The sequence below is a fragment of the Streptomyces sp. NPDC047081 genome (assembly GCF_040643775.1).
Taxonomy (GTDB): domain Bacteria; phylum Actinomycetota; class Actinomycetes; order Streptomycetales; family Streptomycetaceae; genus Streptomyces.
Genome location: NZ_JBEYUY010000059.1, coordinates 1 through 23706, shown reverse-complemented (window position 1 = coordinate 23706; position 23706 = coordinate 1). Strand labels below are relative to the sequence as shown.

Below are 23706 nucleotides of genomic sequence, written 5' to 3'. Positions count from 1 at the left end.
CGGCCCGGGACGCGGCGAGGGCGGCACGCAACGCCTCCGGGGAGCCTTCGCCGTCGTCCCGCGCCCCGGCCAGCTGCGCTGCCAGGGCGGCCGTGGCGGCGGCGTTACGGGCACAGCGGGCGTCCGCAGCGGGGTCGGGGGTGCCGGTGCCGAGGGCCTCGATGGAACGGGCGGACAGCCGCAGCGCGTTCGCCGCGCGGCCCACGGGGCTGGTCGGCACGAGCTCGGCGGCGGACTCGTCGACCCCGGCGTACCGGCAGGCGGCGACGGCACGGTCGTACGCACTACGCGCGCGCGTGCCGTGTGTTTCCCGCAGCTCCTGTGCCGACGGCGCCTGCGCCGAGGTGACCGCGCCCACCTCTTCGACTCCGCTCATCCCCAACGCCTCCTCCTCCGTGTCCCGGCCGGGGGCAGGGTGGCACGGCGGGCTCGAAGAGAACAGGGCCTGGCCGCAAGGCCGAGATGCGGCCTGGTTATCTGACGGGTCGTCAGTTATGGTCCCTTTGCCGTGCCGCTTCCGAAGGGGTGATTCCTGTGGAGACGCGTCCCGAGAGTCCGCAGCCGCAAGGAGATCCGCGCTGGGTCGCCATGGTCTACCAGCTGTCCTCGGCCTCCTGGCGGGTGTGTGCGGAGTCGCCCCACCGCTCCCCGGTGCAGTACGCGCTCGGCGAGATGGCGCACACGGTACGCGCGCGTGGCGGCGATCCGGCGATCAGCCTGTGGGGCCCGAAGGACGGCGGGTGGCAGCGGTACGACACCGCAGCGGCCCCGCCTGCTGCCGCGCCCGTGCCCGCGGCTGCCACCGATGCTCCCAAGGCGCCCAGCACCCACACGCAACGCATGGACGGCCGTCGTCGGCAGGTACTCCTGGCGGGCCTGACCAAGGCGGGCCTCTACGACCTCACACCGGACGACTTGACGGCCGTAGAAGCGCTTGTCGAGAGCCTGGACGAGACGACGGTCCGCAGGGTCGCCCAGTGGCTGGCCACGGCGAGCGGGGTGACGCAGGGGACGAAGGCGGCGGATCAGGCCGGATAGCGCCGGCCCAGTGCGGCCAGCGCCCGGGCGCGCTCCTCCACCACCGCCATGCGCGCCTCGCGCTCGGCCGTGGCCGTGTGCGCCGCGTGGCCGGTCACCTGCCCCTCCCACTTCCGGTAGAGCAGCCCCACCTCCCGGGAGAACCAGCCCCGGCTCACGGAGCTGAGCGCCAGCAGCAGCCCGGTGTCCTCGGAGGCCGGCAGCGCCATCCAGCCGCCGAGCGCCAGCAGCAGGTCGCGTCGTACGAAAAGGGTCGCGGGGTGCACGGGGGCGAGGAAGCCGTTCGCCTTCCAGGCGTCGAGGACGGTTCCGCGCTCGATGGGGCCCTCGTCGGGATCGTCGGGGAAACCGACGGTGGAGCCGTCCGGTAAGAGGTCCAGGACGCGTGAGGTGGCCCACCCGATGTCGGGATCGGCCTCGAGAACCGCCAGGTCACGCGCCAGCGCCCCTTCCACCAGCTGATCGTCGGCGTCCAGGACCTTCACGTACGCGCCCTCCGTGTGCGCGAGCGCGATCGTGCGGGCGACACCGGGGCCGCCGGCCCGCCCCTGCCGGAAGGTCACCCGCTCGTCGTCGGGGACGTACGGACGTACGCGATCCGTCGTCCCGTCCTCCTGGATCACCCATCGCCACTCCCATCCGGCGGGCAGCTCCTGCGCGCACAAGGACTTGTACGCGTCCTCCAGGAAGCCGGCCGACGGGGCGTGCACGGCGGTGACGATGATGATGCGCCCGGTCATGGCGCCAGGCTACGACCGTGCCCGAACGCGAAAACCCCCGGCCCGTGGGGGCCGGGGGTCCTGCGCGCAGACGGTCGGGTACGCAAGTTCGCCGTTACGTCGGTTGCGTCGGGGTATGGCGCGGAGGGGCTCAGCGCTGCAGGGGAGCGGCCGGCTCGGTCAGGTCGGTGTCGGTGGCCGTGTTCAGGGCCGTGTCCGTGGTGGCTTCCGAGTCGCCGGCGGGGCGGTTGCGGCAGCTGGGGGACTTGCCGTGGGCCTCGGCGCGGATGCGCTGCTTCATCGTGGGGGGCAGATCGCGGACGCAGGACCAGTACCAGGACCCGGACGGCGTAGGCATCGTCAGGTGTCGTGCGGTGCCGCTCGTGCTGTTGCCGCTCGCCTCGGTCTGCGTTACGGCCGCGGCGGCGGTCGCCGTGACGAGTCCGAGCGCCGTGCACAGCGCGAGGAGGGCGGTGACGATGGCGGTCCACAGCTTCATGACCTGGTTCTGGGCCATGGCCCCTCACTTTCGGGTTGGGCGATTTGCGTACTTTCCTCATGATGTGTATGGAGGCGGCGAAGTGTGGGACCGACGCCCATGGCGCGTCGATCTTCAGATGAACACCACCCGGATGGGTGCAAGGTGCGGAGAATGCCGCCAAAGGGATAGTTTGGAGTAACTGCTTCCGCTTCGACTGCGTTGTCCGGGGCGGGAGTTGGGGCTCCACACAGGTCACCGATCGGTATCGGTCGGTGTGTATAGTCGGGCGCCAGAGGTCCCCTACGTCAAGGAAAGACGAGGTCGCGCGGTGAAGAAGCTTCTCCTGGTCGCACTGGCCGCCATCGGCGGGCTCCTCGTGTACCGCCAGATCCAGGCGGATCGCGCCGAGCAGGATCTGTGGACGGAGGCGACTGACTCCGTGCCCACGGGTTCGTGAGTACCGACATCCGATTCTGAAGAGACCCCGGCCGTCCGCACGGTCGGGGTTCTGCGTTTCTCCGGCCGTTCCCGGTTGCGCGACTGCCGCCGGGGCGGTAGCGGACCCGGGCGTTTCGGACGCTCCCCTCCGATACGCGGATGAGCCGAGCCCCCGCGGGGCAGGATGGGCCACGATCCGGGCGACGACGAGGGGTGGCGCGTGATGGGGCGGCGTACGGCGTGGGGGCGCGGGACGGCCGTCGCGGTGCTGCTGTGGGCGGCGACGGCGCCGGTCTCCTGGTCGGCCTCGGCGGTCGGCACGGCGGACACCTCGTACGCCTTCGCGGCGGACGCGACGTCCGTCGACGGAGCGACCGGCACCGCAGACGCCCGGCCGCTCGACGCCGGCAAGAGCTACCGCAGCTCCCTCCCCAAGGCCGCGAAGCTCTACTACCGCCTGGACCTCGACGAATCCTCCAACGCCTACGTCTCCGTCACCGCCGTCCCGCGCGCGGGCGGCGGCAAGCTCACCGTGAGCGACGGCATCAGGGTGTCCGTACAGAACGCCGACAGCCACCCCTGCTCCTACGAGAGCGCCAACTTCGGCTCCTCCGGCAGCCCGCGCCCCCTCACGGCCTGGGGCGCCCGTACGACCTCCCCGCCGACCCCCCTGTGCACGGGCAGCGGCGCGTACTACGTGGTCGTCGAGCGCGTCGGTACGGCGGACTCCGCGGCCGGCACGTGGGACCTGGAGCTCACCACCGCGACCGAGCCGGCCCTGACCCGGACCGGAGCGACGAGTGCGCCCGGCGCCTGGGACTCCGCCTCGCCGGAGCCGCTCACGGGGGAGGCGCGAAGCCGTTCCGGGGGCGCGGGGTTCTCCCGGGCGGCATCCATCGACCAGGGCGTCTGGCGCACCGGCATCTCACCCGGGCAGACGCTGTACTACCGGGTGCCGGTCGACTGGGGGCGCAGGCTGTCGGCCACGGTGGATCTGGGCGGTGGGGGTGCCGGTGGTGCGGGGGCCGGTGGTGCCGGTTATGCCGTCGACGCGCTGAACGTGAGCCTCTACAACCCGGTCCGCGCCGAGGTCGCCGATGCCAACACGGGCTACGACGGCACCCAGCAGTCGGCCTCCCTCGCCCCGCTGCCTCCCGTCGCCTACGCCAACCGGTACGCCCGCAACAACACCAAGGTCAACGGCATGCGGTTCGCCGGCTCATACTACCTGGCGGTCCACCTGTCAGCCGGGGTGGCGGACGACTTCGGCGACGGGCCGTTCGACCTGACGCTGCGTGTGCGGGTGTCGGGTACGGCGCAGGAGGGGCCGGGGTATGCGGGACAGCCCGTCCCGGGGGACCTCTTCACCATCACGGCGGCAGATCGGCGGGCGGCGGCGCAGGGCGACACCGGGAGCGACGACACCACGATGGAGGCCCTCGCGGTGGGCGGCCTCGGGGCGGGCACGGTGGTGCTGGTGGTGCTGGGGGTGTGGACGGTGGTGGGTCGGCGGCGGGCCGGGGCCGTGTAAGGGGAGCGGGCTGCTGGGGCGCTGGGGGCGGCGCTGGGTGATTTCTGCGGGCGGCGGCGTGCGGTTTCAGATGTGGGTCAGCGCCCAGAAGCCCACGGCGTAGCAGGCCAGGGCCAGCAGCAGGAGGGGGATCGCGACCTTGGCCGGTGGGCCGCCGGGGCGTCGGCGCGCTCGGTGGGTGGCGCGGCGGTCGCGGGGCGCGAGGTCCGGCGCGAATTCCTGCGCGGGAGGTGGAACCTGCGGGTCCTGGGCGGTGTACGAAGCAGTAGAGGCGTCGTCGCGTAGGTGCGGTGCCTGGGCCCAGGGGCGGGGGGAGGGCAGGACGTGCGTGGGGTCGTGGGGGGAGACGTAGGCGGGGGTGTGCTGTTGGGCGCCGTTCGGGGTGTAGGGGGGCTGGGGAAGCGGCTGTGCTTGTGCCTGTACCTGTGCTTGCGCCTGGCGTTGTGCCTCGGCCTGTGCGTGGCGCTGTGGGTCGGGCCGGTGTTGTGGCTGCGGGGGCTGGGGAGCGGCAGTTCGGGAGGAGGAGGTGGTGGCCTCCGGGGGCGGCAGGTGGAAGCTGCCGGTGTCCGACATGCTCGGCGGCTGCGGGGGGCGCGATGGCTCTGGTCGGGGGGCGGTGGCTTGGCGGGGATCGGTCGGCGGTACGGGATTCATGGACGAGCCGGTGCCGGTTCGCGCTCCGGGGAAGCCGGTGCCTGCGCCCGCGTCTGCGGCTGCGGGCCTACTCGAATCGGCGCCCGGGCCCGCATTCGAGCCCGGCCCCGATCCCGTGCCCGGAGCTGTCCCCGTGCCTGCACCAGAGCCGGTTCCCGCGCCTATGTTCGAGCCGGTTCCCGCGCCCGAGCTGGTTCCTGGGCCCGAGCCCGAGCCGGTGCCCGTGCCCGAATCGAAGGCCGAGCCTGTCCGCGCGTCGGCGCCAGCTCCCGAATCCGGCCCCGAATACATGGCCGAGCCCGTCCCCGCGCCGGTGCCAGCCCCCGAATCCACGCCCGGACTTACCCCTGCGCCGATGCCGGCGCCCATGCCCCAATCCGGGCCCGAGCCTGTTCCCGAGCCGGTGCCAGAAGCTGTTCCCGCACCTGTGCCCGCGTGGTCGCCCGAAGCTGTTCCCGCGCCCTTGCCCGCGTGGTCGCCCGAAGCCGTCCCCGTCCCACCCCGTACCTCCACCCCCGGCGCCCGCTTCAGCGGCCCCGTCGTGGCGAAGCCCGGTGGCAGTGGGCCGAGTTGGTCGAAGATCTCGATCAGCTCGTCGTCGGGGCCCGGCTCCGGCAGGAGTTCCGCCGCCGCGGCCAGCGCCTTGCGCGCCCCCGTGGCCGTGCGGAACCGCGCCACCGGATCCGGCTGCAGCAGCGTCGCCACGACCTGCCACAGCGGCTCGGGAATCCCCGTGGGTGCACTCGGCGTCCCGTGCGCCGCGAAGTACTGGATCAGCGCCTTGGCATCGGGCTTGGCGCCCTCCAGGAGGTACAGCGCGACCAGACCCACGGCGAACAGGTCCGCCGGGAAGTCCGGTTCCGCGCCCATCATCTGTTCCGGCGCGAGATAACCGGGCGTCCCCACCACGAGGTTGGTCTCCGTCAGCCGCGGTTCGCCCAGCCGCATGGCGATCCCGAAGTCGGACAGCCGAAGCCGCGGCCGACCCGTACCGGTGGCCTCCAGCAGCAGGTTGGCCGGCTTGATGTCCCGGTGCACGACGCCTTCCCCGTGCACCGCGGACAGCCCCGACAGCAGCTGGTCGAGCAGCGTGCAGACGTAGGCCGGTGGCAGGGGACCGTAGTCGCCGACCAGATGGACCAGCGAGCCGCCGGCGACCAGGTCCATCGTGAACAGGACCTGGTCGTCGTCGGCCGCCCAGCTGGCCGGCGCGAGCACATGGGGGTGGTCGATCCGCAGCGCCTGCTCACGGACGAACCGCAGCAGGGAGTGGGCGTCCCGCTGCTGGAGCACCTTGGCGGCCACGTACCGGCGGCGCCGGTGGTCCCAGGCGCGCCAGACCGCGCCGACACCGCCGCGTCCGATCGGGTCGACCAGTTCGTACCGGCCGGCGAAGACCTCACCCATGGCAGTGCGTCGCTCCTCCCCCTTCGGCTACCCCCCTTGCTTCCCCCGCGATGAGCGATACGACTCCCCCTCGTCCCCCACGCACACTCGGACCGGGCCCGGCCGCCGAACCCCCTTCGGTGAACCGGGCCGCGGCTTCAGTTCTGGTGGGACTGGTAGTGCGCCACCGCGTCGGAGGTGCGGCCGGCGCCGTACACCCGGAGGAACTCTGCCAGTTCCGGATGGGTCGGGGCGAGAGTGTCCGCGGCGTCGATGATGTCGCCCGCCGCGGCCACGGAACGCAGCAGCGACTGGATCTCCCGGACCACCCGCTTGACCGTCGGCGCGCCCGAACTGCTCGTCGTGGTCGTGGTGTTGCTGAGCACGGATCCCCCCTGCGACTTCTTGATCTCCTCCATCCGGTCGGTGGCCTCGGCCGCGCTGACGCTGCCGTCCGCGACCTGCCCCGCCAGGTCCTGCAGCAGCTGCACCCGCTGGACCACCGCCGGGTTGCCGATCTTCGCCCGCTGACCGCTCATCAGCTGCGACAGCATCGGAGCGGACAGGCCCAGTACCCCCGCGAGACGAGCCTGGTTGAGGCCAAGATCGTCGATGAGCTTACGGAAGAGCGCCCCCAGCGGCTCCCCGTACCAGTTCCGCTGCAGTTCCCGCGCTCTTGCGGTCGCTTCCTGCTGTGCGGCGTCCATTGCGTCTCCCCATCGCTTCCCCAAGTACTGTGGTTCGCGACAGCGAACCACGCCGAGCATCTTACGGAGAGTGGTCGCCTGCGGGGACCCCCAATCTTTTTGCGAGATCCCGGGGAGGACCCGGTACTCTGGTCAGCGACGCCCGCCGGGGTCTGGTTGATCCGTGCGGACGCTTCATGCGAGGGGCCTTAGCTCAGTTGGTAGAGCGCTGTCTTTGCATGGCAGATGTCAGGGGTTCGACTCCCCTAGGCTCCACAACGGAACCCCTCCGACCTGAGAGAACCGGTCGGAGGGGTCTTTTGTGTGACGTGGGTCACGGGCGCGGATGCCGGGTCGTTGCACTTGTTTGCGCAAATTCGTGGGAGTGATCCCGTCGTGCGGGACTGCCGTGCAGGTCGCGCGGGGCGAATACGGACACGGGCCGTTGCAAACGTCATCATGTGGAGATCGTGTAAACATCACCGATGTTCCACGTGAAACATCGCTGTGGGGCGGGAGACCCTCAAGTCTCCCGCCCCACAGCGCAGTTCGGACCAGCCTGGGCTCAGGTCAACGGCCTTCCTCACCCTTGCCCTTGGCGGCCTCCTCGGCCTCCTTGGCCTGGACCTCCGGGTCGAGCACCGACTGACCGCTGCCGTCCACCGACGACAGCCGGTTCGACTCCGGAACCTCCGTGGCGGCAGGCGGCTCGACCAGCCAGTCCGGGTTCGCCTGCTTGTCCCACCACTTCCAGGCGGCGAAAGCGCCGCCCGCGAGCGCGCCGAGCACCAGCAGCACCTTCGCCGCCCTGCCCGCCCGCGCCCGCCGCTCGTGCTTACGGGTCAGCTTCTGGATCTCCTTCGGCGAGACCTGGCCGCGTAGCGCCGCAAGCGCCGCGACACCACGCGCGGCGGCCTCGTCCTTCATCGGGCCGGCCGCGGCCACCGCCTGCTCGATCCTCGGCCGGGAATATTCGGCTGCCTGCCGGGCCGCCTTGCGCGTGCGGACGGCGGCCTCGTGGGCGGCCTGGTCGACCTTCGGCGGCACATGGGTACGGGCCTGCTCCAGCCGCGGTACGACAAGAGCGTCGTACTGGACGCGGGCCTGACCGGCGGCCTGCGACACCTTCGGCGCGAGCCGTACGCGTGCCTCGTGTGCGTAGTGCGCGGTCCTGTCCTTGGCCGTCTCGGCGTAGGGCGCCACCACGTCCGCGGCGTGCAGCACGCTGTCCTTCGCCGAACCGGTCGCGGCGCGCACGCTGTCGATGCGGGTCACGGGTTCCTCCTCCTCGGTGGCGTACGGTAATTCGACTTTCCACCCTTTTACGGATCATGCCTGCCAACAGGTCCCCAGGCATGTGAGGGCGGGCATCCGGGTCATGAGGATGAATACGGGGCAACGAGAGCTTGTCGTCGACAATGCCACGGATCGCCGCCCGGCGCTCCGGTACCCGGGGGTACAAGGCCGGATTTCCGCGAACCCGTGCGAGGATCGGGGGGTCACAGGAAGACAACGGAAGGCAGATCGTGGCTGAGCAGCTTTACGCCACCCTGAAGACCAACAATGGCGACATCGAAGTCCGGCTTCTGCCGAACCACGCGCCCAAGACGGTCCGGAACTTTGTCGAGCTCGCCAATGGCGAGCGGGAGTGGATCAACCCGGCCACGGGTCAGAAGTCCACGGACAGGCTCTACGACGGCACGGTCTTCCACCGGGTGATCAGCGGCTTCATGATTCAGGGCGGCGACCCGCTGGGCAACGGCACCGGCGGCCCCGGCTACCAGTTCGAGGACGAGTTCCACCCGGACCTCTCCTTCAACAAGCCCTACCTGCTGGCCATGGCCAACGCCGGTCCGGGCACCAACGGCTCGCAGTTCTTCCTCACCGTCGCCCCGACGACATGGCTGAACCGCAAGCACACCATCTTCGGCGAGGTCACCGACGCGGCCAGCCAGAAGGTCATCGACGCCATCGCCACGACCCAGACCAACCCGCGCACCGACCGCCCGGTCAAGGACGTGGTCATCGAGTCGGTCGTCGTGGAGACCCGCGAGGGCTGACCGCGGCGAGACCCGGCCCGCCAGGGACCGAGTGCCCGCACAGCAGGAACCAAACGCCCCGCTCATCCGTAAAGATGGGCGGGGCGGTGCTTTTCGTCACGGCACCCGCACGACGACCAAGGGGACGCCATGGACCACGCGGCAGGCAGCTCGCAGGACGCCCAGAGCCTGCCCGGCTGCTACCGCCACCCGGACCGCGAGACCGGCATCCGCTGCACCCGCTGCGAGCGCCCGATCTGCCCCGAGTGCATGGTCAACGCCTCCGTCGGCTTCCAATGCCCCGAATGCGCCCGCGGCGACTCCGGCACGGGCCACCCTCCGGCCGCCGCACGCCCCCGCACGATCGCCGGCGGCAGCATCACAGCGGACCCGCGCCTGATCACCAAGCTCCTCATCGGCGCCTGCATCGCCGTCTACCTCGTCCAGCTCTCCGTCGGCGACAGCTTCACCAACCACTTCGAGCTGCTCGGCAAGGCCTCCTCCAGCGGTCTGCCGCCCTACGAGGGCATCGCCGAGGGACAGTACTACCGGCTCCTGACCGCGATGTTCCTGCACGCCAGCCCGATCCACATCATCTTCAACATGCTCAGCCTGTGGTGGATCGGCGGCCCGCTCGAAGCGGCCCTCGGCCGCGCCCGCTACACCGCGCTCTACTTCGTCTCGGGACTGGCGGGCAGTGCCCTGACCTACCTGCTCGCCGCCCCCAACCAGCCCTCACTGGGCGCCTCCGGCGCGATCTTCGGCCTCTTCGGTGCCACCGCGGTACTGATGCGCCGCCTGCGCTACGACATGCGGCCGGTCATCGCCCTGCTGGTGATCAACCTCATCTTCACCTTCGGCTGGAGCAACATCGCCTGGCAGGCCCACATCGGCGGCCTGGTCGCCGGCGTCATCACCGGCTACGCGATGGTCCACGCCCCCCGCGAGCGCCGCGCCCTCGTGCAGTACGGGACCTGCGCGCTCGTTCTGGTCGTGGTGGTGGTGCTGACCCTGGTCAGGACGGCCCAGCTCACCTGACGTACCCGGTTGTCCACAGCGGGTGGCGAATCTTGTGCATGATGTGCGGGAACAGCTGTGCCCCCTGTCACCGACCGGAGTTTGCGCAGGTCAGGCAGGGGGCGAACAGGCTTGCGAAGATGGGTGTGACAGTCGTATCGGCGTCAACCGGCTGTGGGTTATCCACAGATCGTCGTTCTTTTCCCCAGGGACTGTGGATTTTTCTCCAGGCTGTGGATAACTCAGCGGATAGCCGTGGGCAGAGCTGAGTTCACCTGCCCGTGGCCGGTCCTTCGACCGCTACTTCCACTGCGTGGAGACACCGAATCCGGCGGCGATGAAGCCGAAACCGACCACGATGTTCCAGTTGTCCAGTGCGTCGATGGGCAGCGAACCGTCGGTCACGTAGAAGACCACGATCCAGGCCAACCCGATGAGGAACATGGCCAGCATCACGGGTGCGACCCAGGCGCGGCTGTTCAGCTTGATGCTGGTCGCCTGCTTCGCCGGCGGCGGCGTGTAGTCGGCCTTCTTGCGGATACGTGACTTCGGCACGAGGGTCTCTCCTGTCGATGCGCTGCGTGGCCGCGCAGGGAACTGTGGCTGGCTCCGGGGCAGCGTACAAGGGGACTCTTAGCGCTCCCCCGGGCGTCCGTTAGCGTAGTGCTTCCGCGGTGCCGAAGGAGATAAGGGTACGTTGAGCAATTCTGCCGACTCCCCCCAGGCCGGATCCAGTCCTGCCGGGGGACGCCGTTTCCGGCCCGTGCGGATCCTCACGGTGGCCGTCTTCGCCCTCGCGGGGCTCATTTTCTTCACCAGTTTCAATACGGCCAAGGGCACCAATATCCGCACGGACACGTCCTTGCTGAAGCTTTCCGACCTCATCCAGGAGCGCAGTCGCAAGAACAAGGAGCTGGACGACTCCAGTGCCTCGCTGCGCCGGGACGTCGAGGCGCTGGCCGAGCGGGACGACGGCTCTACCAAGGCGCAGGACGAGAAGCTCGCCGCTCTGGAGAAGAAGGCCGGCACCCAGCAGGTGAAGGGCACGGCGATCACCGTCACCCTCAACGACGCCCCGCCGAACGCCACCGCCAAGCTGCCCGGCTATCCCGAGCCGCAGCCCGACTACCTGGTCATCCACCAGCAGGACCTGCAGGCCGTGGTGAACGCCCTGTGGCAGGGCGGCGCCAAGGGCATCAAGGTCATGGACCAGCGGCTGATCTCCACCAGCGCCGTGCGCTGCGTGGGCAACACCCTGATCCTCCAGGGCCGGGTCTACTCGCCGCCGTACAAGATCACGGCGGTCGGGGACCCCGACAAGCTGAACCGGGCGCTGTCGGATTCGAAGGCCATCCAGAACTACATGGTCTACGTGAATGTCTACGGGCTCGGCTGGAAAGTCACCCAGGACGGGACGGTGACTCTGCCCGGCTACTCGGGCACAGTGGATCTGCACTACGCCCAGCCCGTGCAATGAACGTGGATCGACCTGAGCCGTCCGGGAGCCGCCGGTGCGCGTCGTCGTCAGGACCGTCAGCGAGCTGTGCATCACGGTCGGCGCTCTGATCTGCCTCTTCGTCGTGTACGTGCTGTTCTGGACCGGGGTGCGGGCGGACGGTGCGATGAACCACCAGATCGACGTCCTGCACGACCAGTGGTCGAAGCAGACCGCGCAGCCCAAGTCGACGGCCGGGAGCTCGGCGGCTCCGAAGGAGCCGGCGCCGTACGCGCAGGGCAAGCCGTTCGCGATCATGTACATCCCGCGGCTTGGTTTCACGTGGAACAAGCCCGTCCTTGAGAACACCGCCGTGAACACCCTGAAGAAGGGGCTCGGGCACTACGCGGACACCGCGCAGCTCGGGCAGGTGGGCAACTTCGCGGTCGCGGGGCACCGGCGGACGTACGGCGATCCCTTCGTGGATTTCCCGAAGCTGCGGCCCGGGGACGCGGTGGTGCTGACCGACGGGACGACGTGGTTCACGTATCGGATCGACAAAGGCCCCTACAAAACCGTGCCCACGGACGTTGAGGTGATCGACCCTGTGCCACGTAAGTCGGGGTATACACAGCCGGGCCGATATCTCACGCTGACCACGTGCGATCCGGAGTGGGGGCACAGTCACAGGTTGATCGTGTGGGCTCACCTGGACTCCACACAGCCTGTGGACGAAGGCAAACCGGCGGCGCTGCGCCGTTAGTCTGGTGCGGGTACGGCGTGAGTCTGGTGCCGTGGGTGGAACGGAAGGGACGGCATGTACGGCTGGATCTGGCGGCATCTGCCGGGGAACGCGTGGATCAAGGCGCTGCTGTCGCTCGCGCTTGTCATGATCGTGGTCTACGTCCTGTTCCAGTACGTCTTCCCGTGGGCCGAACCGCTGCTGCCCTTCAACGATGTGACGGTGGACAACCAGTGAGCGCGCGCATTCTCGTCGTGGACAACTACGACAGCTTCGTCTTCAACCTGGTCCAGTACCTGTACCAGCTGGGCGCCGAGTGCGAGGTGCTGCGCAACGACGAGGTGTCCACCTCCCATGCGCAGGACGGTTTCGACGGCGTACTGCTGTCGCCGGGGCCGGGCACGCCCGAGGAGGCCGGCGTCTGCATCGAGATGGTCCGCCACTGCGCGGCCACCGGTGTCCCCGTCTTCGGCGTCTGCCTCGGCATGCAGTCGATGCAGGTGGCGTACGGCGGTGTGGTGGACCGTGCGCCGGAGCTGCTGCACGGCAAGACCTCGCTGGTCGAGCACGAGGGCAGGGGTGTGTTCGCGGGTCTGCCCTCGCCCTTCACCGCGACCCGCTACCACTCGCTGGCCGCCGAGCCGGAGACGGTCCCGGCCGAGCTTGAGGTGACGGCGCGCACGCACGACGGGATCATCATGGGCCTGCGCCATCGTGAACTCCCGGTCGAGGGCGTGCAGTTCCACCCCGAGTCGGTGCTGACCGAGCACGGGCACCGGATGCTCGCCAACTGGCTGGTGGAGTGCGGTTACGAGGGCGCGGTGGCGAGGTCGGCGGGGCTCGCCCCGGTGGTGGGCAGGGCCACGGCGTGACCGCACTGCGCCCCGAGCGCGAGTCCGACGCCTCGTACGGGCAGGAGTCGTACGAGGTGTACGAGGCATCGCCGGGTGCGTACGAGGACTGGTCGATCGGGCAACAGGCGTATCAGCAGCAGCCGGAGCATCAGGATCAGCCGCAGTATCAGGATCAGCCGCAGTATCAGGATCAGCCGCAGTATCAGGATCAGCCGCAGTATCAGGATCAGCCGCAGTATCTGCCGCCCATCGACGAGGAGACGGTGGCGCTGCGGATCCCCGATCCGCCGCCCGGCGAGTCCATACGGCCGTCTGCCGCCTCAGCAGTCACATCCGCCACCGGAACCCCTACGGGCGGCCGAGCGGCCCGTAGAAAGGCTGCCAAGGCCCGTCACGGGCGTCATGGGGCCGCGCGGCAGGAGACGGAGGACACCCCGGCGTCGTCCGACGCGCCGCTCTCCCGGGTCGAGGCGCGCCGGCAGGCCCGTGCGCGCAAGCCCAGCGCGGGTGTTCTGGTGAGCCGGGCGATCGGTGAGGTGTTCATCACCACCGGTGTGCTGATGCTGCTGTTCGTCTCCTACCAGCTGTGGTGGACGAACGTCCGGGCGCACGCGCAGGCGGACAAGGAGGCCAACAGCCTCCAGCAGGACTGGGCGAGCGGGAAGCGCGCGCCGGGCGAGTTCGAGCCCGGGCAGGGTTTCGCGATCCTCCACATCCCCAAGCTGGACGTGGTCGTGCCGATCGCCGAGGGCGTCAGCAACAAGAAGGTGCTCGACAAGGGCATGGTCGGCCACTACAGCGAGGGTGCGCTGAAGACGGCGATGCCGTCGGCAAAGACCGGGAACTTCGCGCTCGCGGGGCACCGCAACACGCACGGCGAGCCGTTCCGGTACATCAACCGGCTCAAGCCGGGCGACGAGGTCGTCGTGGAGACGCAGGACGACTACTACGTCTACAAGATGACGTCGACGCTGCCGGTGACCTCGCCCAGCAACACGAGCGTGATCGACCCGATCCCGAAGGGGTCCGGTTTCACCACGGCCGGCCGGTACATCACGCTCACCACCTGCACGCCGGAGTTCACCAGCAAGTACCGGCTGATCGTCTGGGGCAAGATGGTCGAGGAACGGCCGCGCAGCAAGGGCAAGCCGGATGCGCTCGTCAACTAGAGGCAGATGAAGAACGTGGCAGCGACCGCCGACGACACGCAGCACGAAGAGCACACGGGGGAAAGCGGGGAATCCGTGCCGTCCGATGCCCGGCGCCGCCCCGGCCGTATCGCCATGGCGGTCAGCTTCTTCGGTGAACTCCTCATCACGGCGGGCCTGATCCTCGGTCTGTTCGTCGTCTACTCGCTGTGGTGGACGAACGTCGTCGCCGACCGCAAGGCGGACAAGCAGGCCGACAAGGTCCGCGACAGCTGGGCCCAGCAGGACCAGGACACCGGCCCCGGTGCGCTGGACACCAAGAACGGCATCGGCTTCCTGCACGTCCCCGCCATGAAGAACGGCGAGGTGCTGGTCGAGAAGGGCACGTCGACCAAGGTCCTCAACGACGGCGTCGCCGGCTACTACATCGACCCCGCCAAGGCGACGCTCCCGATGACCGGCAAGAAGGGCAACTTCACCCTCGCCGCGCACCGGGACGGCCACGGCGCGAAGTTCCACAACATCGACAAGCTCAAGAAGGGCGACCCGATCGTCTTCGAGACGAAGGACAAGTGGTACGTCTACAAGGTCTACGCCGTCCTGGACGAGACCTCGAAGTACAACGTCAAGGTCCTCGCCCAGATCCCGAAGGAGTCGGGCAAGACGAAGGCGGGCCACTACATCACCCTGACGACGTGCACGCCGGTGTACACGAGCCGGTATCGGTACGTGGTGTGGGGGGAGTTGGTCCGGGTGGAGAAGGTGGACAGCGAGCGGACGCCGCCGAAGGAGTTGCGGTGAGGTGACTGAGCTCCTTGAAGGAGCTCAGTCGCTTAGCATGACCGAGGCCCGAAGCCGCAACTTGCTCTTGCAGCTTCGGGCCTCCTTGCGTCAGGCCGTGCCTACTCCAGGATCTTCAACGGCTCACCGGCGGCCCACTCCTCCAGCACTCCACGGTGTACGGCGGTGATCCCGGTCTCGGCGGCCAGGCGCAGCGCGTCCGGGGTGAAGGGGCACGTTGCCACGAACAGGGCTACGTCCGCGCTGTAGAGAACCTTCGCCGACCCGATGAGTAGTTTGGCGACGTGCTGCTCGAAGGTGCGGCCGTGCATGGCATCCATGGCGGCCATGACTCCGATGGCGGGCCGGTCGTCTCGTACCCCTTCGAGCCGCTTCAGGCGTTCGTGGTGCATCGGCACGACTGTCTTGCCGAGGATATGGGTGATGCGTTGGTCGATGCGGTCGTCGAGGGAGACGGCCTTGCTGTGGACGGAGTTTTCCACAGGCTGGGTACGGGCCAGGTACTCCATGTCGAGGAGGTACACACGGATCTGACGTGCTACTTCGCTGTCGCGGAGCAGCATGGCGATGTTGAGGACAGCTCGGCGGGAGAACAAGGCGAGGGACCTTGTGCGCGACTGGATTCCACTGAGTTCCTTGAAGGAAGTCAGTTCCGAACCTGTCATGTACCAGAGAAGTCACATCGCGGTCGTCACATGCATCCCGTCCGACAGCAGCGACAGCTCCTTGACCCTGTCGAGTACGTCCGTGCGTTCCAGCACGCTGTCGCGCAGGCTCTTCGATTCCAGCAGCGCCGATTCGTTGATCACGTTCTGCCCTTCCAGTCGTGGAGTGGCCGTGTGGGAGGGCAGAGCTCAGGCACCTCACCTCGTCGGATCAACTCGGTCGCATGCGAGAGCCCCGGGTCCTGTGGACAGGGCCCGGGGCTCGTCGTGTTGAGGGCGGTGGCGGTCAGCCGGTCGTGCCGCCGAAGAAGTTGGTGCCGCCGTTGTTGTTGCCGTTGCCGTTCTGGATGGTCGTCAGGTTGACCGTGGTGCCCTGGTTGACCGTGCTGCCCTGGCTCGGGTCCGAGGTGAGGACGATGGCGTTGTCGTCCTGGGAGCCGTTGATGTTGCCGACCTGCAGACCCGCCTGCTGGAGCGCCTGCTTGGCGTTCTTGAGGGTCTGGCCCTGGATGTTCGGGACCTGGACCGTGGTGTCCTGCTTCTTGCCCACGTTGAGCTGGACCGACGAGTTCTTCTTGACCGAGGTGCCGATCGTCGGCGTGGTCGAGATGACCTTGTCGACCTGGTTGTCGTCGGTGGTGGGAGTGTCGACGCAGTTGCCGGTCAGGCCGACGTCCTCGAGCGCGGACTTGGCGTCGTCACAGCTCTGGCCGCTGACGTCGGGGACGGCGACGGTCTCCGGGGCCTTGGCGACGGTCAGGGTGATCGTGGAGCCCTTCTCGACTTCCTTGCCGAGCTTCGGGTCCTGGGCGAGGACCGTGTTCGGGTCCTCCGTCGTGGACTCCTCGGTCTTCGTCTTGACGACGAACTTGTAGTCGTCGCCCTCCAGGATCTGCGTCGCCTCGTCGAGGGTCTTGCCTGTGACGTTCGGGACGGCCACCTTCGGGGCGCCGGTCGAGACGACGAGGTTGACCGACTCGCCCTTCTTGAGGGTGCCCGACTTCGGGTCCTGGGAGCAGACGTTGCCCTTGGTCTGGGCCTCGCAGGGCTGCTTCTTGACCGTGCCGACCTTGAGGTCGATGTTCTTCAGCTGGTTCGTGGCGTCGGTCTGGGACTGGCCGACGAGGTTCGGCACGCTCACCGTGTCGTTGCCGGCGTTGTTCCCGCTGAACGCCCACTTGCCGATCAGGATCGCGCCCACCAGCACCAGGACACCCGCCACGATCAGCAGGATCGTCGAGGTGTTGGACTTCTTCTGGCGCCGCCGGTCGGGGCGGTCGTCGTAACCGAAGCCGCCGTCGTCCGGGTTCATCGGCGGGAGCATCGACGTGGCGCCGGCGTCCGCGGAGCGCAGGGCCGTCGTCGGCTGGTCGTCGGGGTAGCCGCCGTAACCGACCGATCCCATCGCTGCCGTGGCCGCGACGGGCTGGCCGTCGAGGCAGGCCTCGATGTCCATGCGCATCTCGTCGGCGGACTGGTAGCGGTAGTTCGGGTCCTTGGTGAGGGCCTTCAGGACGATCGCGTCCATCTCGGGCGTGATCTCGCCGTCGAAGACGCTCGGCGGCTGCGGCTCCTCCCGGACGTGCTGGTAGGCGACCGCGACCGGGGAGTCGCCGACGAACGGCGGCCGTACCGTCAGCAGCTCGTACAGCAGGCAGCCCGTCGAGTACAGGTCGGAGCGGGCGTCGACCTGCTCGCCCTTCGCCTGCTCCGGCGAGAGGTACTGGGCCGTGCCGATGACCGCCGCGGTCTGCGTCATGGTCATGCCGGAGTCGCCCATGGCGCGGGCGATGCCGAAGTCCATCACCTTGACCTGGCCGTTGCGCGTCAGCATGACGTTCGCCGGCTTGATGTCACGGTGCACGATGCCGCTGCGGTGGGCGTACTCCAGGCCCTGGAGGATGCCGATGGTCATCTCCATCGCGCGCTCGGGCAGGAGCTTGCGGCCGGAGTGGAGCAGCTCACGGAGCGTGGAGCCGTCGACGTACTCCATGACGATGTACGGGATCGAGACCCCGTCGATGTAGTCCTCGCCCGTGTCGTAGACCGCGACGATCGCGGGATGGTTGAGCGAGGCGGCCGACTGGGCCTCCCGGCGGAACCGGGCCTGGAAGGAAGGGTCGCGCGCGAGGTCCGCGCGCAGCGTCTTCACCGCCACGGTGCGACCGAGCCGCGTGTCCATGGCGAGGTAGACCTCCGCCATGCCACCGCGGCCGAGCACCTGGCCCAGCTCGTACCGGCCGCCGAGGCGACGCGGCTCTTCCATAGCTTCCTACCAGCCCTCTCAGTCGGTCCCGACCGACACGGGTGTGCGGTCGGCGGCTGCCGTCCGGGCCTACCGTACCCGTCTGGCTTTGTGTGACCTGGCCAAGTGCGTCACCCGATACAGGACCGGTATCGCAACGTGCACCGATGTGAAGGCGACGTGAGCGGGGTCACTTCTTGGAGTTGATGACCGCCTCCATCACGCTCTTCGCGATCGGGGCGGCGAGACCACCACCGGAGATGTCGTCACGGTTGGCGTTGTCGTCCTCGATCACCGTGGCGACGGCGACCGGCGAGCTGCCGTCGGGGAGCTTGGCGTAGGAGATGAACCAGGCGTACGGGTTCTCGCTGTTCTCCACACCGTGCTGGGCGGTACCGGTCTTGCCGCCCACCGTCACGCCGTCGATCTGGGCCTTCGTGCCGGTGCCCTCCTTGACGACGGTCTCCATCATCGACTGCAGGATCTGCGCGTTCTTCGCGGAGAGGGGCTGGCTCAGCTCCTCGGGCTCGGTCTGCGAGATGGTGTCAAGGTTCGACGACTGGAGCTTGTCGACCATGTACGGCTTCATCAGCTTGCCGTTGTTGGCGACCGCGGAGGCGACCATGGCCATCTGCAGCGGGGTCGCGGCGGTGTTGAACTGGCCGATCGAGGACAGCGCGGTCTGCGAGGAGTTCATGTCGTCCGAGAAGACCGAGGCGCTGGAGCGGACCGGCGTGAACTGCTCGGAGTCGAAGCCGAACTTCTTCGCCTCGGCGAGCATCTTGTCGTTGCCGAGGTCGGAGCCGATCTTGCCGAAGACGGTGTTGCAGGAGTACCGCAGCGCGATCCGCAGCGTCGCGTTCTTGCAGGGGATGTTGCCCTCGTTCTTCAGCTCGGTCGTGGTGCCCTTCATGATGTACGGCAGCGGCGAGTCCGTGGCCTCGTCGGCGTTGGTGTACAGCCCGTTCTCCAGCGCGGCCGCGGCGGTGACCACCTTGAAGGTGGAGCCCGGCGGGTAGGTCTCGCGCAGCGCCCGGTTGAGCATCGGGTCGGAGGCGTTGTTCTTCTTCTGCAGCGCGGTCCAGGCCTTGGAGTCCGTCGACGTGGAGTTGCCGGCGAAGGTCGAGGGGTCGTACGAGGGGTACGAGGCCAGCGCCAGGATCTTGCCGGTGGACGGGTCGATCGCGGCGACCGCGCCCTTGCCGCCCTGCTTCTTCAGACCGTCGTACGCCGCCTTCTGCGCGGCCGCGTTGAGCGTGGTGACGACGTTGCCGCCCTGCTTCTGCTTGCCCGTGATCATGTCGAGGGTGTTGCGGAAGAACAGCCGGTCGTCGGTGCCGGTGAGGATGCCGTCCTCGATGGACTCCAGCTGGTTGGCGCCGAAGGCCTGCGAGGCGTAGCCGGTGACCGGCGCCCACATGGGGCCGTTCTTGTACGTCCGCTTGTACTCGAGGTCGTTGAGACCGCTCTTGCTGGTCTTGGTGGAGCCGGTGATCGGGTCGCCGTCGACGATGATGTCGCCGCGCGGGGTGGAGTAGCGCGCGATGGTGACCCGGCGGTTCTTGGGGTCGTCCTTGAGGCTGTCGGCCTTGACGTACTGGAGCCAGTTGTCACGGATGAGCAGGGTGAGGACCAGGAGGCCGCAGAAGATCGCGATCCTGCGCAGGGGCTTGTTCATGACGGGCGGACCACCTGGGTCATCTCGGCGTCGGGGTTGATGGCGGGGGCGGGCGCCGGGCGCCGGGCGGTGTCGCTGATTCTGATCAGGATGCCGATCAGCGCCCAGTTGGCCAGCACGGAGGAACCGCCGTACGCCATGAACGGCATGGTCATACCGGTCAGCGGGATGAGCCCCATGACACCGCCGGCCACGACGAAGACCTGGAGGGCGAAGGCGCCGGATAGGCCGATGGCGAGCAGCTTGCCGAAGGGGTCGCGGGCGGCGAGGGCGGTGCGTACGCCGCGCTCCACGATCAGGCCGTAGATCAGCAGGATCGCCATGATGCCGGCCAGGCCCAGCTCCTCGCCGAAGGTGGCGAGGATGAAGTCGGAGTTGGCGGCGAACCGGATGAGGTCGGAGTGGCCCTGGCCGAGGCCGGTGCCGAGGGTGCCGCCGGAGCCGAAGGCCCACAGGGCCTGCATCGACTGCTCGGAGTGGCCGACGACGCCCTTCTGGCTGAGCGTGTACTCCTTCATCGGGTCGAGCCAGGCCTGCACACGCTGCTGGACGTGCGGTTCGAAGCTGGCCACGCCGACCGCGCCGGCCGCGGACATCAGCAGACCGAAGACGATCCAGCTGGTCCGCTCGGTGGCGACGTACAGCATGATGACGAACATTCCGAAGAACAGCAGCGAGGTACCCAGGTCGGTCTCGAAGACCAGGATGAGGATCGACATCAGCCAGACGACCAGGATGGGTCCGAGGTCGCGGCCGCGCGGCAGGTACAGGCCCATGAAGCGGCGGCTGGCGAGGGCCAGGGCGTCGCGCTTGACCATCAGGTAGCCGGCGAAGAAGACGGCGAGGGCGATCTTCGCGAACTCACCGGGCTGCAGGGAGCCGAGGCCGGGGACGCGGATCCAGATCTTGGCGCCGTAGATGTTGGCGCCGAGGCCGGGCACCAGCGGCAGGATGAGCAGAACCAGCGCGCCGAACATGGAGATGTACGTGTAGCGCTGCAGGACGCGGTGGTCCTTGAGGAAGATCAGCACGACCACGAACAGGGCGATGCCCAGTGCGGTGTAGAGCAGCTGGCGGGGCGCTGCCGTGAAGTAGTTGGGCAGCGACTGCAGCAGCTTCGACTGGTCGAGCCGCCAGATCACGACGAGCCCGAGGCCGTTGAGGAGCGTGGCCAGGGGCAGCAGCAGCGGGTCGGCGTACGGGGCGAACTTCCGTACGGCGAGGTGGCCGACGCCCGCGAGCAGGCCGAGGCCGAGTCCGTAGCTCAGCAGGCCGGCCGGCACCTTGTCGTCGATGGCCAGCCCCACGTTGGCGTACGCGAAGACCGGGATGACCACGGCGAACAGCAGGAGCGCCAGCTCGGTGTTGCGGCGGCTCGGGGCGCCGATGGCGCCGATCGTGGACGTGTGGTGCGTCGGTGTGTTGGTAGTACTGCTCATCGTGTGACGGGGCCTCTCACGGCTTGCCTACTGCTTACCGCACATCGAGACGACCTTCTGCTCTTCCTCCGAGAGGCTGGGGCCGGGGCTGGGAGTGGCGGTGGTCGCGGACGGGTTCGGGGTCGGGGACGTGGCCGGCTTCGACGGCGTCGAGGACGGTGTCGGTGACGACGTGGCCTTTGACGTGAGGGAGGTGCTGGTGGTTCCCGTGGTGCCGCCGGCCTGGCCCTGACCGGTCTTGGAGTTGGTCTTGCTCTCCGCCGCCTGCCGCTCGGCCTGCTTCTTGCACGCGGACGCCTGCACGGCCAGCTCGCCGATCTTCGTCTGGGCGTCCTTGAGGCCGCCCTCGGCGATGGTGTTCTTGACCTGCTTCTGCTGGTACGGCGGCAGGTACTTGAGTTCGATCTCGGGGTGGTCCTTCTCCACCTTCGAGAGCGAGACCCAGGCCAGGTCCTGGCTGATGCCGCGGTACAGGGCGACGTGGGAGTCGTTGGTGCCGACGTAGTACTGCGTCTGGGTCCAGCGGTAACCGCCGTACAGCCCGCCGCCGATGACGGCGAGCGCGAGGGCGCCGTAGAGGGATCTCTTCAGCCACTTGCGGCCCTTGCGGGGCTTGACGAAGTCCTCGTCGCTGTAGTCGGCGAAGCCGCCCGCCGGGATGTATCCGGTGGTGTCGCCGGAGCCGGGCGGGCCGAACTCGCCGCCCCCGCCCTGGCCCGGCACCTGCCGGCCGAGGTGGGAGGCGCGGCCCGCGGGCGTCTGCATGATGCCGGGGTCGTGGTGCAGGTGGTTCTGGTTCTCGGCGACCGCGCCGACCACGACCGGGGTGTCGGAGAGCTGCCCGGCGAGGGTGTCCCCGGTGTCCAGGTCCAGGACGTCGGCGATGATGACCGTGATGTTGTCGGGGCCGCCGCCGCGCAGCGCGAGCTGGATCAGCTCCTGCACGGTCTCCTGCGGGCCCTGGTAGCTGGCGAGGGTGTCTTCGAGCGTCTGGTGCGAGACGACGCCGGAGAGGCCGTCGGAGCAGATCAGGTAGCGGTCGCCGGCGCGGACCTCGCGGATGGAGAGGTCGGGCTCGACGTGCTCGCCGCTGCCCAACGCCCGCATGAGCAGGGAGCGTTGGGGGTGGGTGGTGGCCTCTTCCTCGGTGATGCGGCCCTCGTCGACGAGGCGCTGCACCCAGGTGTGGTCCTGCGTGATCTGGGTGAGGACGCCGTCGCGCAGCAGGTACGCGCGCGAGTCGCCGACGTGGACGAGGCCGAGGCGCTGGCCGGTCCACAGCAGGGCGGTGAGCGTGGTGCCCATGCCCTCCAGCTGCGGGTCCTCCTCGACCATCGCGCGCAGCTGGTCGTTGGCGCGCTGCACCGCGGTGCCGAGGGAGGTGAGGATGTCGGAGCCGGGCACGTCCTCGTCGAGCGCGACGATCGTGGAGATCGCCTCGGAGGAGGCGACCTCACCGGCGGCGGCGCCGCCCATGCCGTCGGCGATCGCGAGCAGGCGCGGGCCGGCGTATCCGGAGTCCTCGTTGCCCTCCCGGATCATGCCTTTGTGCGATCCGGCGGCGAAGCGCAGTGACAGACTCATGCGCACCTCGCCCGTCGGCTCCGGGTACATCCGCACGGTGCCCACCCTCCGGTCGGGAGCGCGCCGGGGCCCGTGGTGGGGGCCGCCGCTGCGTGCTCGCTCCGCTCGCGCCTTTTCATTGATGTAGCACTACTTCCGCAACTCGATGACTGTCTTGCCGATGCGGATCGGCGCGCCCAGCGGAATCGGCGTGGGGGTCGTCAGCCGGCTCCGGTCGAGGTACGTGCCGTTGGTGGAGCCAAGGTCCTCGACGATCCACTGTCCGTCGCGGTCCGGGTAGATCCTGGCATGGCGGCTGGAGGCGTAGTCGTCGTCCAGCACGATCGTGCTGTCGTGCGCCCGGCCCAGGGTGATCGTCTGGCCCTGGAGCGCGACGGTGGTGCCGGTGAGCGTGCCCTCGCTCACGACGAGCTTCGAGGGGGCGTTACGGCGCTGGCGGCCGCCGGCCTGCTGGCGCTGGGGCGGGGGTGCCGCCTGCTGCCGGGCGGGCTGCTGCTGGCGCCCGGCCTCTCGCCTGGACCCGCGCTGGGTGACGCGCGTACCGAACAGGTCGCTGCGGATGACCTGCACGGCCACGATCACGAACAGCCACAGTACGGCCAGGAAACCCAGCCGCATGACCGTGAGGGTCAGCTCTGACATTGCCCCCGCTTCACCCTTCGGCTTGCCGGTAAATGATGGTGGTGCTGCCCACGACGATCCGCGAGCCGTCGCGGAGCGTAGCGCGGGTGGTGTGCTGCCCGTCCACCACGATGCCGTTGGTGGACCCGAGATCCTGGATCGTCGAGGGCGTTCCGGTCCGGATCTCACAGTGCCGGCGGGATACGCCGGGGTCGTCGATCCGCACGTCGGCTTCGGTGCTGCGGCCCAGCACCAGCGTTGCGCGGGAGATCTGATGGCGGGTGCCGTTGATCTCGATCCAGTGGCGGGTGCGCGAGCCGGGCGGCGGCGCGCCGACCGGGCCGCCGCCGGCCCGCTGGCCGTACGACGCGGCACCGGGACGGCCGCCGGGCGGCGGTGCGGCGGGCATCGCAGGCCGACGGCGCGGCCCGCGGCACCTGGGAGTCCCGCAGCGAGCAGACCGAGGCCGGCGGCATGGTCGCCGAGCGCCTCGGCATCAAGCCCG

At 69.1% G+C, this 23706-nt stretch carries 23 protein-coding genes, 1 tRNA gene and 4 pseudogenes; 13 read left to right on the top strand and 15 right to left on the bottom strand.

Annotated elements, in window-relative coordinates; all coding sequences use genetic code 11:
* Window positions 1-376, bottom strand: a pseudogene (locus ABZ848_RS48880) (hypothetical protein); the annotation flags it as partial.
* Between the two features lie 158 nt (window positions 377-534).
* On the opposite strand from ABZ848_RS48880, the gene ABZ848_RS48875 reads away from it, so the two are divergent.
* Window positions 535-1038 carry a hypothetical protein gene (locus ABZ848_RS48875; RefSeq protein ID WP_360843435.1) on the top strand — a complete coding sequence of 168 codons (504 nt, stop codon included), beginning with the start codon at window positions 535-537 and terminating at the stop codon, window positions 1036-1038.
* Here the strand turns inward: ABZ848_RS48875 and ABZ848_RS48870 are convergent.
* The gene (locus tag ABZ848_RS48870) at window positions 1026-1778 is read right to left on the bottom strand and encodes a glycosyltransferase (RefSeq protein WP_360843433.1); all 753 of its coding nucleotides are present in this window, start codon (window positions 1776-1778) and stop codon (window positions 1026-1028) included. The genes ABZ848_RS48875 and ABZ848_RS48870 overlap by 13 nt on opposite strands.
* Window positions 1779-1908: 130 nt before the next feature.
* Window positions 1909-2274, bottom strand: a complete 366-nt coding sequence (locus ABZ848_RS48865) for a DUF6344 domain-containing protein (protein WP_360843431.1) — start codon at window positions 2272-2274, stop codon at window positions 1909-1911.
* Window positions 2275-2566: 292 nt separating this feature from the next.
* Here ABZ848_RS48865 and ABZ848_RS48860 point away from each other — a divergent pair, with 292 nt between their 5' ends.
* A complete protein-coding gene (locus ABZ848_RS48860) occupies window positions 2567-2695 on the top strand; it encodes a DLW-39 family protein (protein WP_003999697.1) in 129 nt (42 codons plus the stop codon).
* 165 nt (window positions 2696-2860) lie between these two features.
* Complete coding sequence (locus tag ABZ848_RS48855; RefSeq protein WP_360843428.1) at window positions 2861-4207, top strand: hypothetical protein; 1347 nt, start codon at window positions 2861-2863, stop codon at window positions 4205-4207.
* 66 nt (window positions 4208-4273) lie between these two features.
* Here the strand turns inward: ABZ848_RS48855 and ABZ848_RS48850 are convergent, their stop codons facing one another.
* Together ABZ848_RS48850 and ABZ848_RS48845 are read right to left on the bottom strand one after the other, a co-directional pair.
* Window positions 4274-6268: a serine/threonine-protein kinase gene (locus ABZ848_RS48850; RefSeq protein ID WP_360843425.1), complete on the bottom strand. Its 1995-nt coding sequence runs from the start codon at window positions 6266-6268 to the stop codon at window positions 4274-4276.
* 137 nt (window positions 6269-6405) lie between these two features.
* Window positions 6406-6954, bottom strand: a complete 549-nt coding sequence (locus ABZ848_RS48845) for a DNA-binding protein (RefSeq protein WP_242768458.1) — start codon at window positions 6952-6954, stop codon at window positions 6406-6408.
* 182 nt (window positions 6955-7136) lie between these two features.
* Between ABZ848_RS48845 and ABZ848_RS48840 the strand changes: the two genes are divergently transcribed.
* Window positions 7137-7209 (top strand) — tRNA-Ala (locus tag ABZ848_RS48840).
* 294 nt (window positions 7210-7503) lie between these two features.
* On the opposite strand, the gene ABZ848_RS48835 is transcribed toward ABZ848_RS48840, so the two are convergent.
* On the bottom strand, window positions 7504-8208 hold the full coding sequence (locus ABZ848_RS48835) for a DUF5324 family protein (protein ID WP_360843421.1): 705 nt from the start codon (window positions 8206-8208) through the stop codon (window positions 7504-7506).
* 251 nt (window positions 8209-8459) lie between these two features.
* On the opposite strand from ABZ848_RS48835, the gene ABZ848_RS48830 reads away from it, so the two are divergent.
* Together ABZ848_RS48830 and ABZ848_RS48825 are read left to right on the top strand one after the other, a co-directional pair.
* The gene (locus tag ABZ848_RS48830) at window positions 8460-8993 is read left to right on the top strand and encodes a peptidylprolyl isomerase (RefSeq protein ID WP_360843420.1); all 534 of its coding nucleotides are present in this window, start codon (window positions 8460-8462) and stop codon (window positions 8991-8993) included.
* Window positions 8994-9122: 129 nt separating this feature from the next.
* Window positions 9123-10010, top strand: a complete 888-nt coding sequence (locus ABZ848_RS48825) for a rhomboid family intramembrane serine protease (protein ID WP_360843417.1) — start codon at window positions 9123-9125, stop codon at window positions 10008-10010.
* Between the two features lie 279 nt (window positions 10011-10289).
* Here the strand turns inward: ABZ848_RS48825 and crgA are convergent, their stop codons facing one another.
* Window positions 10290-10544: a cell division protein CrgA gene (gene crgA, locus ABZ848_RS48820; RefSeq protein ID WP_030939008.1), complete on the bottom strand. Its 255-nt coding sequence runs from the start codon at window positions 10542-10544 to the stop codon at window positions 10290-10292.
* Window positions 10545-10686: 142 nt separating this feature from the next.
* Between crgA and ABZ848_RS48815 the strand changes: the two genes are divergently transcribed.
* The 6 genes and pseudogenes from ABZ848_RS48815 (at window position 10687) to ABZ848_RS48790 (ending at window position 14969) form a co-directional block, all read left to right on the top strand.
* Window positions 10687-11466, top strand: a complete 780-nt coding sequence (locus ABZ848_RS48815; RefSeq protein WP_360843414.1) for a DUF881 domain-containing protein — start codon at window positions 10687-10689, stop codon at window positions 11464-11466.
* Between the two features lie 34 nt (window positions 11467-11500).
* A complete protein-coding gene (locus ABZ848_RS48810; protein WP_360843411.1) occupies window positions 11501-12187 on the top strand; it encodes a class E sortase in 687 nt (228 codons plus the stop codon).
* A gap of 17 nt (window positions 12188-12204) precedes the next feature.
* Window positions 12205-12403: pseudogene (locus tag ABZ848_RS48805) on the top strand (hypothetical protein).
* Entirely contained in the window at window positions 12400-13038 is a 639-nt protein-coding gene (locus ABZ848_RS48800; RefSeq protein ID WP_360843408.1) for an aminodeoxychorismate/anthranilate synthase component II, read from the top strand. The pseudogene ABZ848_RS48805 and the gene ABZ848_RS48800 overlap by 4 nt, the downstream one beginning before the upstream one ends.
* Window positions 13035-14189 (top strand): class E sortase, encoded by a 1155-nt coding sequence (locus ABZ848_RS48795; protein ID WP_360843405.1) that lies wholly within the window; start codon window positions 13035-13037, stop codon window positions 14187-14189. Before ABZ848_RS48800 ends, ABZ848_RS48795 begins: the two co-directional genes overlap by 4 nt.
* Before the next feature lie 15 nt (window positions 14190-14204).
* A complete protein-coding gene (locus ABZ848_RS48790; protein WP_360843438.1) occupies window positions 14205-14969 on the top strand; it encodes a class E sortase in 765 nt (254 codons plus the stop codon).
* Between the two features lie 101 nt (window positions 14970-15070).
* On the opposite strand, the gene ABZ848_RS48785 is transcribed toward ABZ848_RS48790, so the two are convergent.
* The 8 genes and pseudogenes from ABZ848_RS48785 to ABZ848_RS48750 form a co-directional block, all read right to left on the bottom strand.
* Entirely contained in the window at window positions 15071-15565 is a 495-nt protein-coding gene (locus ABZ848_RS48785) for a hypothetical protein (RefSeq protein WP_360843402.1), read from the bottom strand.
* Window positions 15566-15646: 81 nt separating this feature from the next.
* Window positions 15647-15778 carry a hypothetical protein gene (locus tag ABZ848_RS48780; RefSeq protein ID WP_360843399.1) on the bottom strand — a complete coding sequence of 44 codons (132 nt, stop codon included), beginning with the start codon at window positions 15776-15778 and terminating at the stop codon, window positions 15647-15649.
* A 142-nt stretch (window positions 15779-15920) separates the two neighbouring features.
* The gene (pknB, locus tag ABZ848_RS48775) at window positions 15921-17900 is read right to left on the bottom strand and encodes a Stk1 family PASTA domain-containing Ser/Thr kinase (protein WP_360843396.1); all 1980 of its coding nucleotides are present in this window, start codon (window positions 17898-17900) and stop codon (window positions 15921-15923) included.
* 169 nt (window positions 17901-18069) lie between these two features.
* Window positions 18070-19557, bottom strand: coding sequence for a penicillin-binding protein 2 (locus ABZ848_RS48770; protein WP_360843393.1), 1488 nt, complete (start codon window positions 19555-19557; stop codon window positions 18070-18072).
* A complete protein-coding gene (locus ABZ848_RS48765; RefSeq protein WP_360843391.1) occupies window positions 19554-20996 on the bottom strand; it encodes an FtsW/RodA/SpoVE family cell cycle protein in 1443 nt (480 codons plus the stop codon). Before ABZ848_RS48765 ends, ABZ848_RS48770 begins: the two co-directional genes overlap by 4 nt.
* Window positions 20997-21023: 27 nt before the next feature.
* Window positions 21024-22580, bottom strand: coding sequence for a Stp1/IreP family PP2C-type Ser/Thr phosphatase (locus ABZ848_RS48760; RefSeq protein WP_360843389.1), 1557 nt, complete (start codon window positions 22578-22580; stop codon window positions 21024-21026).
* A gap of 129 nt (window positions 22581-22709) precedes the next feature.
* A complete protein-coding gene (locus tag ABZ848_RS48755) occupies window positions 22710-23222 on the bottom strand; it encodes an FHA domain-containing protein (RefSeq protein ID WP_242768489.1) in 513 nt (170 codons plus the stop codon).
* 10 nt (window positions 23223-23232) lie between these two features.
* Window positions 23233-23616: pseudogene (locus ABZ848_RS48750) on the bottom strand (FHA domain-containing protein); the annotation flags it as partial.
* Here ABZ848_RS48750 and ABZ848_RS48745 point away from each other — a divergent pair.
* A pseudogene (locus tag ABZ848_RS48745) lies at window positions 23613-23706 on the top strand (GntR family transcriptional regulator); the annotation flags it as partial. The pseudogenes ABZ848_RS48750 and ABZ848_RS48745 overlap by 4 nt on opposite strands.